We start from the raw sequence: 15212 nt of genomic DNA on the forward strand, positions 1-15212 counted from the left end.
CTCCCCACCGCCACCTACGTCGAAATCGACGGCGCACCCCACGGACTCCTCACCACCCACACCACCGAAATCAACCAAACCCTCCTCGACTTCCTTCAGAATTGACACCGTGTGTCATAGGGTAAATCACGGACAAAACCAAGAGCGACAGTTCGGTGGTGAATTCATCGAAGCCCGATCGGGCAGTCTATGCAGACTTTGGGGCAACTACCCGGCTTCCACTGTGTGATGTCGCTACGCTCCTCCACTGATGTCTCAACCATCACCAGGAGGATTGCGTTCATGATTCGAAGAATTGCCGCCGTGTCCGCGTTTATGGTGGCTGTCATCGGCGGGACTGTGCTGAACACCGGAACAGCCTCGGCCAGCTCCCTGGCAGGTACGTACTCGTCGCACAACATATGTATCAAGGTGGGCAAGCAAGGCGTGGCGAGCGGAAACTGGCGCCTTTACCGCTGCGAACCCAGCTCAGGCTGGTGGTATCTCTGGGTAAATTAAGGGCAGTCGAATAGGTGTAGGTGAATGTAGGGGGGATTCCCGGCCGGGAATCCCCTCTTCGTCGACGGGCGCGGGAGTCCGCTCGCCGTCATCCTCACCGGTGGAAACTCCCCGCGCCGATGGGCCCGGCGGCGACAGCGACGCGGTCTTCGCGTAGCCACCGGCCGACCGGCACAAGCCCGGTCCTGGAGCGAAGTCCCGGAGAGGAGAAGCCCATGCGGGTCCGCCCGTGGAATGGTCGAGACCGTGATCCGGCGAGCACCGCGGACGCCCTCGCGGCCGCCACCGTGTCCGCGGCCGTCCTCTATCTCTCGTTCGGACTGCCACGGACCTGAAGCACTGTCTTCCGCCTCCATCGCTGGGGGCACGGTGGCGGGCTGATACCCGGCGCCCGGCTGGAGACCATCCCGGACAGCCGTACCCGGGTCATCCGGAACCGCTCCTGGGCGATCCGCTCGAATGCTCCGGGAACACCACCCGGACGGTCAGGCCCCCGCCCGGGTTCGCCTCCGCCGTCGCCTCGGCCCCGTGGGCACGGGCGATGGACGTGACGATCGAGAGACCGAGGCCCACTCCTTCGCCCGCCGCGTGTCTGCGTTCCTTCAGGCGGCGGAAGGGCTCGAAGAGCAGCGGCACGTCCTCGTCAGGAACGACCGGTCCCGTGTTGGTGACCTCAAGACTGCGGTCCTCGGCCGTGGCCGAGATGCCGATCGTGCCGCCGCGGTGGTTGTAGCGGACCGCGTTGCCCATCAGATTGTTCACCAGATGGGTGAGCAGTACGGGGTCGCCTTCGACGGTCATCGGTTCCGTCGACGTCCGGATGGTGATGCCCCGTCCTCGTGCCTCGTCGCTGAAACCGGCTGCGACGATCGCGACGGTTTCGCCGAGCGCCACCGGTTCGGAAGTCTCCAGGTCGCCGCCGTGGCTGGCGGCCAGCAGCAGGAGCGACTCGATGAGCTGTTCGCTGTTGTCGGCCACGTCGATGAGCTGGCGCCGGATCCACTTGATCCGTTCCGGCTTGGGGTCGGGATCGGCCAGACCGATCTCGGCGAGCGCCCGCTGGACCGCCAGGGGTGTGCGTAGCTCATGCGCCGCATTGGCGGCGAACCGTTGCTGGGCCGTGACCAGTTGCTCGATCCGGCCCAGCATCTGATCGAAGGTGTCGGCGAGTTGCTTGAGCTCGCCCGGCGGCGCCTTCAGGTCGATCCGCTGGTGGAGGTTCTCCCCGGAGAGCTTGCGTGCGGTGGTCGTGATGAGGCCGACAGGTCGCAGCACCCGGCCCGCCATCCACCAGGCCAGGAACACCGAGAGAGCGGCGAAGACGGCGACGGCGATCGCGGACACGGTGAGCAGTCGGTGGAGCGTGGCGGCGGTGACCATTTGCACGGTCTGGGTCACCGCATGGCTGCCCGCCTCCGCCGACGGGATCAGCTTGCCGCGGTCGACGGGCTGCAGGTCGGTCCAGACCCTCTCCAGCTTCGGATCCACCGCCCTGCCGATGCGGTTGTCGAGCTCGTCCTGGACGAGCAGGTAGATGACCGTGACCAGCACGCATCCGGCCGTCATCAGCAGGCCCCCGTAGAGGGCGGTGAGACGGGCTCGCTCACTCGCGAGCCGGACACGCGGAATCCGCCGCGGAACCCGGCGTGCGAAGGGACGCGCGGTCAACGCTCGCCCCACGCCGCGCCGCACGCGATGCGGTACCCCGCCCCGGGCACCGTCTCCACCACCGGCGGTTCCCCGAGCTTCCCCCGCAGCCGGCTCAGCGCGACCCGCACCGGGTTCGTGTCGTACCCCGCGTGCTCGTCCCACACCTTTTCGATGAGGTCCTCGCTGCTGACGACGGAGCCGTCGGCCCGCATGAGCGTTTCGAGTACGGCGAACTCCTTGCGGGTCAGATTCAGGTGATGCCCGTTCCGGCTGGCCTGCCGCCGCGAGATGTCCAGGACTATGCCACCCCGTTCGAGCACCGGCGGCAGCGCGGGCTGCGCCCGGCGGCCCAGTGCCAGGACCCGGGCGAGCAGCTCGTCGTACGCGAACGGCTTGGTGAGGTAGTCGTCGGCGCCCAGACCGAGGCCCTCGACGCGGTCCCGCACGGTCCCGGATGCCGTGAGCATCAGTACGCGGGTGAGGAGCCGCTGCGCCACGACGCGCCGGCAGACCTCGTCACCGTGCATGCCGGGCAGGTCGCGGTCGAGTACGAGCACGTCGTAGTCGTTGGTCTGGAGTTTCCGCAGCCCGATGGCGCCGTCGTGGGCGATGTCCACCGTGATCGCGTCGCGGCGCAGCCCCTCGGCGATCAGTTCGGCCAGGAGCGCCTCGTCTTCCACCAGTAGTACGCGCATGCTCCCTGTTTACCCGATGGTGACATTTCGGCACTGTGACATGGTCGGTAAGAGAAGCGACACGGCCTCTTCGGCCACTGTTCCTCCCGTCCGCACACAGGTGCGTCCGTAAGGGAAGTGGAACGATGAGGAATCGCAAGCTCGCCGTGGCCGTCGCCTCGGGCATCGCCGGTCTGTCCCTGTTCGTCTCCGGGTGCTCCGGCTCCTCCGACGGAGGAGAGGACTCGTCGCGGTCCGGGGACTCGGTCGCCCCGGGCGGCGGCTCGGGTGGCGGCTCGGGTGGGGACGACAGCGCGGCGGAAGACATCGACAGGGACCAGAAGCGGCGCAAGTGCCTCCGGGACAAGGGCATCAAGATCGCCGACCTGCCGCCGGGCACGGACCCGCGCACGCAGTTGCTCGCCCCGCCGGAGGGCACCCCGCCGGAGAAGTGGCAGAAGGCGCTGGAGGCATGCGGTTCCTTGCCGGGGAGCGGCAGCGGCGACGGTGCTTCGGACCAGCAGCAGTCGGACCAGCAGCTCAAGATCATCCAGTGTCTGCGCGGCAAGGGCTTCACCATGCCGGACCCCAAGCCCGCCAAGGGCGGCATGACGGAGCCCTTCCGAATCCCCCAGGGCGCCGACCCCGACAAGTTCATGAGGGCCCTGAACGAGTGCGCCGCGTGAGGCGCCGCACCATGGCGGTCTCCGTCGTGCTGGTCGCGGCCGTCGCGGGCGGCGGCTTCGCCGTCACCGCCCTCGGCGAACCGCAGTCGGAGGAGGGCCCTGGGGGCCCTGGGGGCCGGGTCGGCCTCCCGCCCGCCACCGCCTCCGTGATCAAGGGCGACCTGAGCAACAGCACCGGCATCGACGGCACCCTGGGCTACTCCGGGCAGCACAAGATCAACGCGGGCACGGCCGGCACGCTGACCTGGATCACCCCCGGTGGCTCCAGGACCCAACGCGACGGCAGGCTGTACGCGGTCAACGGCCAGGACGTCCGGCTGATGTACGGGACCGAGCCGATGTACCGTGCGCTGAGAACCGGCTCCAAGGGCACCGACGTACAGCAGTTGGAGGAGAACCTCCGCGACCTCGGATACGGGACCGGGCTCGCCATCGACGAGAAGTACACCTCCGGCACCGCCGACGCGGTCAAGCGGTGGCAGAAGGCGCACGACCTGAAGCAGACCGGTCGGATCGGTCCGGAGCAGATCGCCTTCGCCGCAGGGCCCGTACGAATCCAGAGCGCCGACGCGGCGGTGGGCGACCAGACAGCGCCCGGCCAGAAGATCCTGACCACGACCGGTTCCGATCGTGTCGTCCATCTGGAGGCCAAGGTCTCCGAGGCGTCGCTGGCCAGGATCGGTGGCAAGGTCGAGGTGGAGCTGCCCGACGGCACCGTCGCCAAGGGCACGGTCACCTCCGTCGCCTCCGTGGCGAAGCCGGGCTCGGACCCGAACGACAGAACACCGCGTATCGGCATCGTCGTCACCTTCGACGACCCGGCCGAGGTCAAGGGCTTCGACAAGTCCCCGGCCACCGTCGAGTTCCGCGGTGAGACGCGAAAGAACGTGCTCAGTGTCCCGGTCGGCGCGCTGCTCGCACTGGAGGACGGTTCCTTCGGCGTCCAGGTCGTCGAGGGCGACAGGACGCGCGAGATCAAGGTGAAGCTCGGTCTCTTCGCCCAGGGACAGGTCGAGGTGACGGGCGACGGACTGAGCGCGGGCATGAAAGTCGGGGTGCCCAAGCCATGAGCGGCGCCTCCCCGTACCCGCGCACGGCCGAGTCCGGCCCGGTGGCACCGGCTTCCGTCCCGGACCGGATCCCGGCCCCTGTGGTCGAGCTGGCCGGGGTGACCAAGGAGTACCCGGGCGGGGTCGCCGCGCTGCGCGGGGTGGACCTGACGATCGACGCGGGGGAACTGCTGGCGATCGTCGGCCCCTCGGGCTCCGGAAAGTCCACCCTCCTGCACATCGTCGGCACCCTCGACCGGCCCACGGCCGGCTCGGTCGCCATCGCCGGACACGACGTCGGCCGGCTGTCCGACCGCGAACTCTCCGCGCTGCGCGCCCAGCACATCGGCTTCGTCTTCCAGGCGTTCCACCTGGTGCCGGGCATCAGCGCCCGGGACAACGTGGCCGAGGGGCTCCTCTACTCCGGGCTGCCCCGCGCCGAACGGTACGAGCGGGCCGCCCGTGCCCTGGAGCGGGTCGGCCTCGGGGACCGGATGAAGCACCGGCCGCACGAACTCTCCGGCGGCCAGAAGCAACGCGTCGCCATCGCCCGCGCGGTCGTCGGGGAACCCGACCTGCTGCTCGCGGACGAACCGACCGGCGCGCTGGACACAGCGTCCGGCAAGGCGGTCATGCAACTGATCCACGACCTCAACGAGGAGGGCGCGACCATCGCCGTCATCACCCACGACACGGAGATCGCCGGGATGCTGCCGAGGCAGGTGCGGATCCGGGACGGGCAGATCGCCCGGGACAGCGCGGCGCGGGCATGCGCGGCGCAAGGACACGTACGTGCGCGGACACGGGGTGACGCCCCATGAGCACGCACCGGCAGCGGCCGACGCTCAAGGCGGCCCGGCTGACCCCGCGCGACATCCTGCACACCGGGGCGGCCGGGATGCGCAGCCGGCCCCTGCGGGTGGTGCTGTCCGCCCTCGGGATCGCCATCGGGATCGCCACCATGATCTCGGTGGTCGGCATTTCGGCGTCCAGCAGGGAGAAGGTCCTCCAGGAGCTCGAAAAGCTGGGCACCAACATGCTGGTGGTCACCCCCGGCGACGACCTGCTGACCGGGAAGAAGATCCCGATGGCCGAGGACGCGGTCGGCAAGGTGGCCAGGATCGACGGTGTCGAGCACGTGGGCGGCACCGGCCTGTTGGAGCATTCCGTACGCCGCTCGGAGAAGATCTCCGAGGACATCACCGGCGGGATCACGGTTCAGGCCGCCACCGAGGACCTGCTGACCACCCTGCGCGGGAGACTCCGCACCGGGACATGGCTCAACAAGGCCACCGGCGCGTACCCGGCGGTCGTTCTGGGCGACGTCGCGGCAGACCGCCTCGGCATCTCCCGGCCGGGCCAGCGGGTGTACATCGACGGCCAGTACTTCACCGTCCTCGGCATCCTCGACGAACTGACGCTCTCACCCGAGATCGCGCGCTCGGCACTGGTCGGGTGGGACATCGGCAGGAGCAGGCTCGGCTTCGACGGCCACCCGACGACGCTGTACGAACGCTCGGCGGACGCCGAGGTCGGCAGGGTTCACAGCCTCCTCGCCCGTACAGTGGACCCGCAGACCCCGCGCAACGTCGACGTCACGGACCCGTCGTCCGGCCTCCAGGCGAAGGCCGTGACCGAGGGCGCGCTCAGCAGTCTGCTGCTCGGCCTCGGTGGAGTGGCCTTGCTGGTGGGCGGTGTCGGGGTGGCCAACACCATGATCATCTCAGTGCTGGAGCGACGGCACGAGATCGGACTGCGCCGCTCCATCGGCGCGACCCGGGGGCAGATCCGGGGTCAGTTCGTCACCGAGTCCTTGCTGCTGTCCGGCCTCGGTGGCGTGGCGGGCATCGCCCTCGGATCGGCGGCAACGGGCGTTCATGCGACGAGCAGTGGGCTGCCGTGGGTGGTTCCGCTCTGGGCGATCGGCGGTGGGTTCGGCGCGACACTGGTGATCGGCACGGTCGCGGGCCTCTATCCGGCGGTACGGGCGTCCCGCCTGTCGCCGACGCTGGCGCTGCACGCCGCGTGAGGAAGCGGCGGGCCGCGGCCGTCGCTCGGCCTGCCGGACTGCCGAGACCGTGACAGTGACTGTCACCCACGTCCGGCAGGCACACGGCCCGATCCCCGGTTCGCGAAATCGGGGATCTTCCGGAGTTTCCCAGGCGTCCTTCGGCAGTGAAGCCGGAAGGACGCCTTGTTCCGCTGCAAGCACACCCCCGGTACGAGGAGTTCTCCCCGCGGCTGCCGTTGCCGACGCATACGGTTTCCGCCGGGGCGGCACGCGCGGGAGTGATGCCCAGTAGACGCCCTCTCCGATGGGCTGCCGGCTCTTGTGCCTCTCGGGGCCGATCGCGTCACGATCACCGGAAGCAAGAGCGACCGGTCAGGCCACTGCGGTTCCCTTCGGGTAGGGGATGCTCATGAACTCCTGGTCGAGTTCGCTCTGGTTCTTCGTCAGCCAGGTGCGAGCCAGCTTTGCCGTCACTTTGAAGGGCAGCGGCTTGTTGGGGGAGTCCGTGGAGGGCTTCGCGGCCGTCTGGAGGGCCCAGGCAAGACCGATGAGCGGATTGATCCGGTTCCAGCGCTTCGTGTCGACGCCTGTCTCCGCCATCGCGCGGGCGAAGACGTGCCAGATGTGGTAGCCGAGCGGCGGCGAGCCGTCCTCTCCGTAGTTCATGGTGTGGACGCGCGCGCCGACAGGCGACCTGGGGTCGTAGAGCGTTCCCTGGCCGAATGCGGCGAAGGCGTGCACGAGCCCGGGGAAGTCATTCTTGAAGAACCTGTCGAAGAGCCCCAGCTGGGTGCGCGACACCACCGCGAGCTGCGGCTTGAATTCCTGCATGCGGGCGGCGAAGGTCTGCGGGTACGTTCCCGCCTGCATGTGGTAGCGCCATGAGGTGAGGAGGGTTCCCTCCACCTCGTTGCCGAGCTTCTCCCGTAGTTCCCCCATGGCCCGAGCGAAGTCGGGAGTCGGATCGTAAAAGGTCTCCTGGTCGAACGTGTACCAGAGGTCGTTGGCTCGCTGCACGAAATCGTGCGATGCCGTGGCCGCGTGCGCCGAATCCGTCCCGAGCAGGCCCGATGTGACGAGGAGCCCTGTGCCGATTCCTGCCGAGGTTCGGAGGATCCCTCGCCTGCTGAGCTGCTGACTCACTGCATCTCCCTGGTGTCGTGGAATCAACGACTCGAGAGTGTAGTGCGCAGTTCTATATCACATCTATATTCCGCCGGGGATTATGAGCCTATATTCAATCTATAAGTCGTGCTGCATTCGGCGGGATGAGGGGATGCTGATCTTACGAGCTGGTTGACGACAATCGAGAGCGTGTGATTCTTTGATTTCTGCTGGGTGGCTCTCATTCAGGAGTCGCCTTTCGTCGGAACCCTGAAAGGGGATGACTATGGCGCAGATAGTCGCCGAAAAGATCGACGTGCTCGACCTGTCGATCGATCAGGAGGTGTTCTCGACCCCGGGTGGCGGGGACATGGGGTCGACTCAGGCCGCAGTGGAGCCGCAGGGCACGTGGACCACGACCACGACCTGTTGGAGCTGCAAGTGGACCTGTGACTGCCCGCCCAACTCCACCTGCACCTGCTGATCCCGACCGCACCACGGTACAAACTAGGGGCGCTCTAGGCGCCTTCCCGCCTCGCTAGGCGGCTGTCGGCCGTGCCTGGGCTCGTTCACCCTTGCCCTGGTGCGGTCGGCAGGGCGCAGAGAGAAGAATCGAGGAGCAGGCGTGCAACAGGGCAAGCGGCAGGAGCCATCACGCAAGCGAACGCCGATCCAGAACGTCATCGACTCCCTCAGTCTCAGTTACCAGGCCCATCGCCGCCTCTTCGTCCTCGCCGTGGCGCTCCCGGCGACGGCGGCCCTGCTCGGTGTCGTCCAACTGTTCGTGATCCGTGGGGCAGCGCAGGCGTTCGTCGGCGACGGCTCGGCTCCGGATGCCAAGGTGGCCATCGAGGCGATGGTCCCCTGGCTCATCGCCGCGATCGCCCTGACGGTCTTAACGGTCACGATCGACAACGTCCGCGAAGTCGTCCGGGAACTGCTCTCCGAACACGTCAAGCGGCTCAGCGCGACCCGCATGCACAAGGCGATCGCCGCCCTCGAACTCATCGAGTTCGACAACCCCGACATCCACGACCGAATGACGAGGGCGGAGGCGACCGCGGACTACCGCCCCACACAGGTCGTACGCAGCTCCACCTCGTTGCTGGCGTCGGGCCTCCGGGCCCTCGCGATGCTCGCCTGGCTCTTCTTCCTCGAACCGCTCCTGGTGCCCGCGGTGGTGCTCACGGTGGTTCCCATCGTCTTCGTGTCGTCCAGGCTGGCCGGTGAGCGCTTCCAGTTCATCGGCGCCGTCACTCCCCTGGAGCGCCGGCGAAGGTACGTCGGACAGCTGATGTCGACGCGTCAACCGGCGGCGGAGGTCCGTTCCTTCGGCCTCATGGGGCACCTATCGCGGCGCTACGACCGGCTCGCCGGAGAGCGCTTGGAGGAACTGAGGGTGATGCTGCGCAAGCAGTGGCGTGGCCTTCTCGGCGGGCAGCTCACCTTCGGGTTGCTGCTGGCCGGCACCGTGGCCGTGCTGGGCTGGTTCTACTACTCGGGCCGGCTCGGGACCCCGGAGCTGATCGCCGCGGCCCTGGCCCTGTCGCAGCTCGCCTCGCAGCTCGGCGGGCTCGGCTGGCCGCTCAGCGAGCTCGCCGAGGCCGGACTGTTCCTCAGTGACCAGGACGAGTTCTATCGCTACGCGCACCGCGCACCCGCCGGCAAGGGCACCGAGCGGCAGCCCGAACAGCTCAAGGAACTCACCGTCCAGAACCTGAGCTTCCGCTACCCCGCAGCCGAACGAGAAGCACTCACAGATGTGTCCATGACCATCAGGGCGGGGGAGCTCGTGGCGTTCGTCGGCCCCAACGGCTCGGGCAAGACGACCCTCGCCAAGATCCTGGCGTTCCTCTACGAGCCGACCGCCGGCGGAGTGCAATGGAACGGCCGGCAGGCCCAGGAGTACGACCGGGATGCCTTGCGGGACCGGGTCACCACGGTCTTCCAGGACTACGTCACCTACCAGTTCACCGTGGCGGAGAACATCTCCATCGGAGACGTCAGCCGCCCGAGCACGCCCGAGGGCGTGGAACGGGCCGTCGCCGAAGCGGGCGCCGGCGAAATGGTGGAACGGCTCTCCGACGGTGTGGACACCCAGATCGGACCGGAGTTCATCGCGGGCACCTCCCTCTCGGGCGGCGAGGCCCAGCGGCTGGCGATCGCGCGGTCCTTCTACCGGTCACGCGAGTTCGTGGTACTCGACGAGCCGACGGCCGCCCTGGACGCGCATGCGGACCACGCGCTCCTGAGCGATATCAAGTCCCATCTGGACGGCAGGACGGCTGTCGTCGTCTCCCACCGTTTCTCGAACGTCCGCAACGCCGACACCATCTTCGTCCTCAATCACGGACGTGTGGTCGAAAGCGGCACACACGACCAACTCATGGCATTGAAGGGGCTCTACGCCGAGATGTATTCCTTGCAGGCCAGCATCTTCCTGGACGACTCCCGGTGACCGACGACGCAGCCGCGAAGACGGCCGACGATCACTCCGACGCCGGCGGATTACGTACCGGACGGAGCGATGTGAAGCTGGGTCTCCTCGAGTACTTCGACTTCACCCCGGACCGCCCACGCCACGAGAAGCAGTGCAACGCCATGGACGCGGCGTTGCTGGCCGACCACGCCGGATACCATCGGATCTGGATTCCGGAGCACCACGGCCCCAACAGCCCAAGCTCCAGCCCGTTGCTGCTCTCCGCCGCTCTCGGTACCCGAGTGAGCCGCGCCAGGGTGGGTACGGCGGTCACGCTGCTGCGCATCCGTGATCCGTACCTCACCGCTGTCGACATCGCGCATGTCGTCGGGCAGTCCCCCGCAGGGTTTGACCTCGGCATCGGGCGCGGCGACTTCGGGGGGCCCGGTTCGGAGAGCGTCGACCACCTGCGCAAGAACGACACGCAGTTCTCGGCTGCTCTGGACTTGCTGACGAGCCTGCTGGACTCGGGGTCGGCCGCCCTGGAGCCGCTGACGCTCCCCTACGAGCGCTGGATGCACGGAGCCGGCGGCGGCTCGGCGGAGATCGCCGGGAAGCTGGGCTTCAACTACTGCCACGGCCTCTTCCTGAACCCGAATCTCGACGACTGCCTGCGGCAGTTGGAGACGTACCGGGCGCTGCGCCCGGACGGGGGGCGGACCGCGGTGGCGATGACCGTGCTCACCAGTGACCGGTGGGCGACGGCACCGAACGTCAGGCGCCGACCCATGGTCCTCAACGCCTCCGGCACCATCCAGACGTGCGCCGAGGCGATCCTGCGGGTGGGCCGCATGACGGGCGCCGACGAGATCATCGTGGCGGAGGTGTCCCAGGACCCCGCACTCCACCAGAAGGCGGTCACCGGCCTCTACCAAGCGGTGTTCGGCCGCTCCGAATGAGAAGGGTGCTGTTGCCGTGTCGGACGACATAGGACTCCTGCGCGTCGCCGCGCTCAGTGTCGAGGAGGCGTGGGGGCAACCGGCCGACGAGCTGGTCCAGGACCCACGAGTGGCCACGGCGATCGCCCTGGCGGCGGGCAGGGAACTCCTGGCGCTGGGGGAGGACCATCCTCGTGCCCGAAGTGCGGTCAGACGGTACGCGAGTCGGATGGGCGGCCGGGCGACACCGTACGGTCTCCTGGCCGGCACGGCCATGGCCAAGGTCGGAGCCGGCCAGCGGCTGGTTCTCGATACCCGGGACCACGACCGGGCGCGGGTGCGGGTGGACATCGAGGCGCTGCAACTGGTGGTGAAGGAGGCCCTCGACGCCACGGACCCCGGTCACTGGCCGCTCAGGGTGAACCCGACGATACGCCGTCTGGGAGGTGAACTGCGCTACGCCAAGCCCGGTGATGCCAGCGCCGACGTGGTGAGCGTCCGGGCCACGACCGCCATCGAGGCGGTGGTGGGAATCTGCGGACCGGGCACCGTCCGGGGCGCGGATGTCATCGACAGGCTGAGCGCCCGGAGCCCGGGGACCCCGAGGGACGCGCTGGCCGGGTACCTCGGCAGGCTGGTCGACGCGGGTTTGCTGCTGAGGGCCGTCGATCTGATCGAACCCGGCTGCGAACCGGGCGAGTTGGCCTGGGAGGCGCTGACCCGGGCTGGTGCCACCGGTTGCGCGACGGCCATGCGGACACTGCTCGACGAGGCATGTGGACTGCGGCTCATCGGCGCCGGGCTGGCGGAGCTCCTGGAACGCAGTTGGGCGAAGGCCGCCGAGGCGTTGCCCGCCTTGGCGGACGTACCGACGAGGGACCGGTACCACATCGACCTGGAGCACCGGACCCTGGAAGCGACGATCGGCCGGGAGGTCGTGCGTGAGCTGGAGATGACGCTGCGCCGACTGCACGGCATGTTCCCCGCACCGGACCCGCTCAAGTCCGCGCGCGAGGCGTTCCGGCAGCGTTACGAAGACGCCGAGGTGCCCCTCCTGGAGGCCGCCGACCAGGAGACCGGGATCCTGGTCGGCGCGGAGCGTGAGATGTCGAAGGCGGCCGAGCTGGCCGGGGTGCAGTACCCGGGCGCCGAACAGAAGCTTCAGCTCTACGCGCCGGCGCTGCGGGCACTGAGCCACTGGCTCAAGACCGGCGAGCCGTTCGACATCGGCAGCTACCCCGTGGCCGAGCGCAACGCCCAGCAGTCGGTCCACGCCGCTCTGATCGGAGCCCGCCCGGGCGACGGATTCCACAGCATGCTCCTGGCCGGCCACCGCCGTACCCCCACCGCGCTCCTGGCCCGCTTCGCCTTGTCCCGGCCGGATTTCGACCAGGGGCTACAGGACTGGCTGGACGGGCAGCAGCACCGGCCGGACGGCGGCGAGGACGACTCCGGGCGACCCATTCATGCCGAACTGGTGCACGCTCCCGACGGCCGGGTCGGGAACGTCCTGCTCCGGCCGAAACTGCTCGACGAGGCCATCGTGTTCCCCGGGGGCTCAGGCGGCACCCTCACCCTGGACCGGCTGCTGCTCCGGCTCGTCGGATCGGAGTTCCGGCTCCGCGACTCCGTCACCGGCCGCCGGGTGCTGTTCGAGCTGAACTCGGCACACAACGTGGCTGCCGTCGGCTCCCACCCCCTCTACACGTTCCTGGGGCACGTGGCCGACATGCGGCCGATCGGTTGGACCTGGGGCGACCTCGGCGGGCTGCCGCACCTGCCGAGGGTGACGTGCGGGCGCGTACTGGTGGCGAAGGAGATGTGGCACCTCACCGGAGAGGACATCGTCCGCATCCTGGCCTCGGACCACCCGGCCGATGTGTTGCGGAGCGAACTGGAAGGACTGGGCCGGCGCCGCTGGATCGGGGTCGGGCAGTACGACCAGGTACTGCCCATGGACGTGTACTGCGATGTCTCCGTCTCCGACGCCCTTGACCGGATGCGCATGCGCAAGCACGTCGAGTTCAGTGAGATGCCGCAACTCGAAGCCCCGGCCGTGGAAGGTCCGAAGGGCGGCCACGCGGCTGAGATCATCGTCCCGCTCAGTATGACGGACCCGGCGGACCGCCACGGCGAGGCGGCTGTGGCCTACGCCTCCGGGCCCGGCCGGGCCTGGGTGTACTTCAAGTACTACACGGGAGCCGCGGCGGCCGACCGCACGATCGGCCGGCTGCACGCCCTGGCCCGCCGACTGGAGGCGGAGGGCCGAGCCGACGCGTGGTTCTTCCTGCGCTACAACGACGAGGGCCACCACGTCAGGGTGCGCGTCCGGCCGACCGGGCCGGAGCACCGCGTCCACGTGATCGCGGTGATGGACGAACTGGGCCGGACGCTGAACGACGAGGGGCTGGTGTCCCGGACCGTCATGGACGGGTACGTACCCGAGGCCGGCCGCTACGGCGGCGCGGAGAACCTGCCGCTGGCCGAGGAGGTCTTCTCCAACGACAGCCACGACGTCGCCGAATTCCTCCGACGGAGTCCGGACGAGTACACGCGCCTGCACCGCGCCGTCGCGGACGTCATCCAATGGTGCGACGTCCTGTTCGACACCGAGGAAGCACGCCACACGTTCCTCAAGACCTGCCAGTCGGGGCTCGAGTTCTCCTTCCTCAAGGTCGGCAACCTTCAGGGCAAGTTCCACCGCGAGCACCGCACGGCCCTGGACCGGGAAGTGGCCGACAGTACCTTGACCTCCGCCACGGAAGCGGCGCTGAAGGCCCTCGTCGAATCCCTGCGCGGCCGCGCAGGCCCCCGAACCACCACACGGGTCCTGGCAGCCCTGCTGCACATGCACTGCAACCGGATCTACGCCTCCGACCCCAGGCGCCTGGAATTCCTCACCTACGAACTGGCCACCCGGAAGATGCGCGAGCGTCGTGCCCGATTGGAAGCCTGAGTGACTGACGTGACGTGCCAGCATCACCACCACCACCACGAGGCCGCCGAGCCGCTCAGCAGAGATGAAGTGCTCGCCCTGGCCCAGACCCTGTACGCCGATGCGGTGAAAGGAGCCGAGGGAACCGAAGACCTCTCCCTGCAACTCGACCTTGCCCTCGCCCGAATGGAGTTCGCCCGGGCCACCGGTGAGGACCACGGTGCGTTGGGCGCCTTCCGCGAGGCCACCGGGCTGCTGCGGAGCGCTCGTCAGGTCACACCGTGGCTGTACGGCGGTGCGGCCCACGCGGGCTGGACCGCCGTCCATCTCGCCCGGATGCACGGCGCCCCTCTGGCCGGCACGGCCGCTCTGGACGACACCGTCGTGCACTGGGTCGAGGACTACCCGGAGGACCTCGACGTCGATCTGCCGACCGGGCTCCTGGGACTGGGCGTCTACGGGTTGGTGCACCCGACGGCGAGCGTCCGGGAGAAGATCACCTCCGGCGTCATGAAGGTCGTGGAAGAGCGCGTGGAGAGGGGCGAGGGGGCCTTCGTCCGGCTCGCCCCCGCGAGGTTCCGGGTCGTGGAGACCCCGCACCTCGTCGGATACCGCGACCTGGGCATGGCTCACGGCAACGCCGGTCTGGTGTCCTTCCTCGCGTCGGTCTCGACGAGTGACACGACAGCACGGGAAGCGGCCGCGGGCCTCCTCGGTGACGCACTCGACTGGTTCCTCGGGCAGCGTGTCGCAGCCGACGGAGTGCAGTTCCCGCAGTCCGTCGAGTTGCGCTACTCCGCGTCCCGCACCGCCTGGTGCTACGGCGATCCCGGCGTCTCGATGGGCCTGGACGTCGCGGCCGGGGCCACGGGCCGCCACGACGTCGCCGAGGTCGCGAAGGAGACCGCCGCCACCGCGGTCGCGCGCCCCGCCGACCGGACCGGAGTGGTGGACCCCTGCCTGTGCCACGGCGCCGCCGGACTCGTCTACTTCGGGCAGCGGACCCGGCGGGTCCACGGGATTCCCGGCGCCGACGGTCTCATCGACGCCTGGACGGGCGTCATCCACCGCAAGCGGGCCGCCGGCCCACTGGAGTACTTCGGGCGCGAGGGCATGCGGCCGGACCACTCGTTCCTCGAAGGCGACCTGGGCGTCGCCCTGGCCCTGCTGCAACTGGTCTCATCGGTGGCCCCGTTGTGGGAGGAACGGCTGCTCACGGTACCTGTGGGCACGGGAAGCACGGAGTGA

At 68.8% G+C, this 15212-nt stretch carries 14 protein-coding genes; 10 read left to right on the top strand and 4 right to left on the bottom strand.

The features are described 5' to 3' along the window. On the top strand, window positions 1-105 hold a 105-nt coding region (locus ACWEFL_RS32995; RefSeq protein ID WP_451720072.1), incomplete at its 5' end, for an alpha/beta fold hydrolase. A 59-nt stretch (window positions 106-164) separates the two neighbouring features. Here ACWEFL_RS32995 and ACWEFL_RS33000 read toward each other — a convergent pair. The 3 genes from ACWEFL_RS33000 to ACWEFL_RS33010 form a co-directional block, all read right to left on the bottom strand. Continuing rightward, window positions 165-401, bottom strand: a complete 237-nt coding sequence (locus ACWEFL_RS33000; RefSeq protein WP_451719968.1) for a hypothetical protein — start codon at window positions 399-401, stop codon at window positions 165-167. 523 nt (window positions 402-924) lie between these two features. After that, entirely contained in the window at window positions 925-2064 is a 1140-nt protein-coding gene (locus ACWEFL_RS33005; protein ID WP_451719971.1) for a sensor histidine kinase, read from the bottom strand. Window positions 2065-2162: 98 nt separating this feature from the next. Further along, window positions 2163-2843 (bottom strand): response regulator transcription factor, encoded by a 681-nt coding sequence (locus tag ACWEFL_RS33010; RefSeq protein ID WP_451719973.1) that lies wholly within the window; start codon window positions 2841-2843, stop codon window positions 2163-2165. Window positions 2844-2968: 125 nt separating this feature from the next. Between ACWEFL_RS33010 and ACWEFL_RS33015 the strand changes: the two genes are divergently transcribed. From ACWEFL_RS33015 to ACWEFL_RS33030, 4 genes are read left to right on the top strand one after another with little or no spacing between them, the layout of a single operon-like run. Further along, window positions 2969-3508 carry a hypothetical protein gene (locus tag ACWEFL_RS33015; protein WP_451719975.1) on the top strand — a complete coding sequence of 180 codons (540 nt, stop codon included), beginning with the start codon at window positions 2969-2971 and terminating at the stop codon, window positions 3506-3508. Continuing rightward, window positions 3505-4578, top strand: coding sequence for a peptidoglycan-binding protein (locus ACWEFL_RS33020; RefSeq protein ID WP_451719978.1), 1074 nt, complete (start codon window positions 3505-3507; stop codon window positions 4576-4578). The genes ACWEFL_RS33015 and ACWEFL_RS33020 overlap by 4 nt, the downstream gene beginning before the upstream one ends. Continuing rightward, complete coding sequence (locus ACWEFL_RS33025) at window positions 4575-5378, top strand: ABC transporter ATP-binding protein (protein ID WP_451719980.1); 804 nt, start codon at window positions 4575-4577, stop codon at window positions 5376-5378. Before ACWEFL_RS33020 ends, ACWEFL_RS33025 begins: the two co-directional genes overlap by 4 nt. Then, entirely contained in the window at window positions 5375-6586 is a 1212-nt protein-coding gene (locus ACWEFL_RS33030) for an ABC transporter permease (protein ID WP_451719982.1), read from the top strand. Before ACWEFL_RS33025 ends, ACWEFL_RS33030 begins: the two co-directional genes overlap by 4 nt. 354 nt (window positions 6587-6940) lie before the next feature. Here ACWEFL_RS33030 and ACWEFL_RS33035 read toward each other — a convergent pair whose 3' ends face one another. Beyond that, the gene (locus ACWEFL_RS33035; RefSeq protein ID WP_451719985.1) at window positions 6941-7711 is read right to left on the bottom strand and encodes a hypothetical protein; all 771 of its coding nucleotides are present in this window, start codon (window positions 7709-7711) and stop codon (window positions 6941-6943) included. Between the two features lie 241 nt (window positions 7712-7952). On the opposite strand from ACWEFL_RS33035, the gene ACWEFL_RS33040 reads away from it, so the two are divergent. The 5 genes from ACWEFL_RS33040 (at window position 7953) to ACWEFL_RS33060 (ending at window position 15212) form a co-directional block, all read left to right on the top strand. Beyond that, complete coding sequence (locus ACWEFL_RS33040) at window positions 7953-8156, top strand: hypothetical protein (protein ID WP_451719987.1); 204 nt, start codon at window positions 7953-7955, stop codon at window positions 8154-8156. A gap of 141 nt (window positions 8157-8297) precedes the next feature. After that, on the top strand, window positions 8298-10130 hold the full coding sequence (locus tag ACWEFL_RS33045; RefSeq protein ID WP_451719990.1) for an ABC transporter ATP-binding protein: 1833 nt from the start codon (window positions 8298-8300) through the stop codon (window positions 10128-10130). Continuing rightward, a complete protein-coding gene (locus tag ACWEFL_RS33050) occupies window positions 10127-11050 on the top strand; it encodes an LLM class flavin-dependent oxidoreductase (RefSeq protein WP_451719993.1) in 924 nt (307 codons plus the stop codon). Before ACWEFL_RS33045 ends, ACWEFL_RS33050 begins: the two co-directional genes overlap by 4 nt. 16 nt (window positions 11051-11066) lie before the next feature. Then, a complete protein-coding gene (locus ACWEFL_RS33055) occupies window positions 11067-13985 on the top strand; it encodes a thiopeptide-type bacteriocin biosynthesis protein (RefSeq protein ID WP_451719996.1) in 2919 nt (972 codons plus the stop codon). Continuing rightward, window positions 13986-15212 (top strand): lanthionine synthetase LanC family protein, encoded by a 1227-nt coding sequence (locus ACWEFL_RS33060; RefSeq protein WP_451719998.1) that lies wholly within the window; start codon window positions 13986-13988, stop codon window positions 15210-15212.

This window comes from Streptomyces sp. NPDC004838 (genome assembly GCF_053600955.1).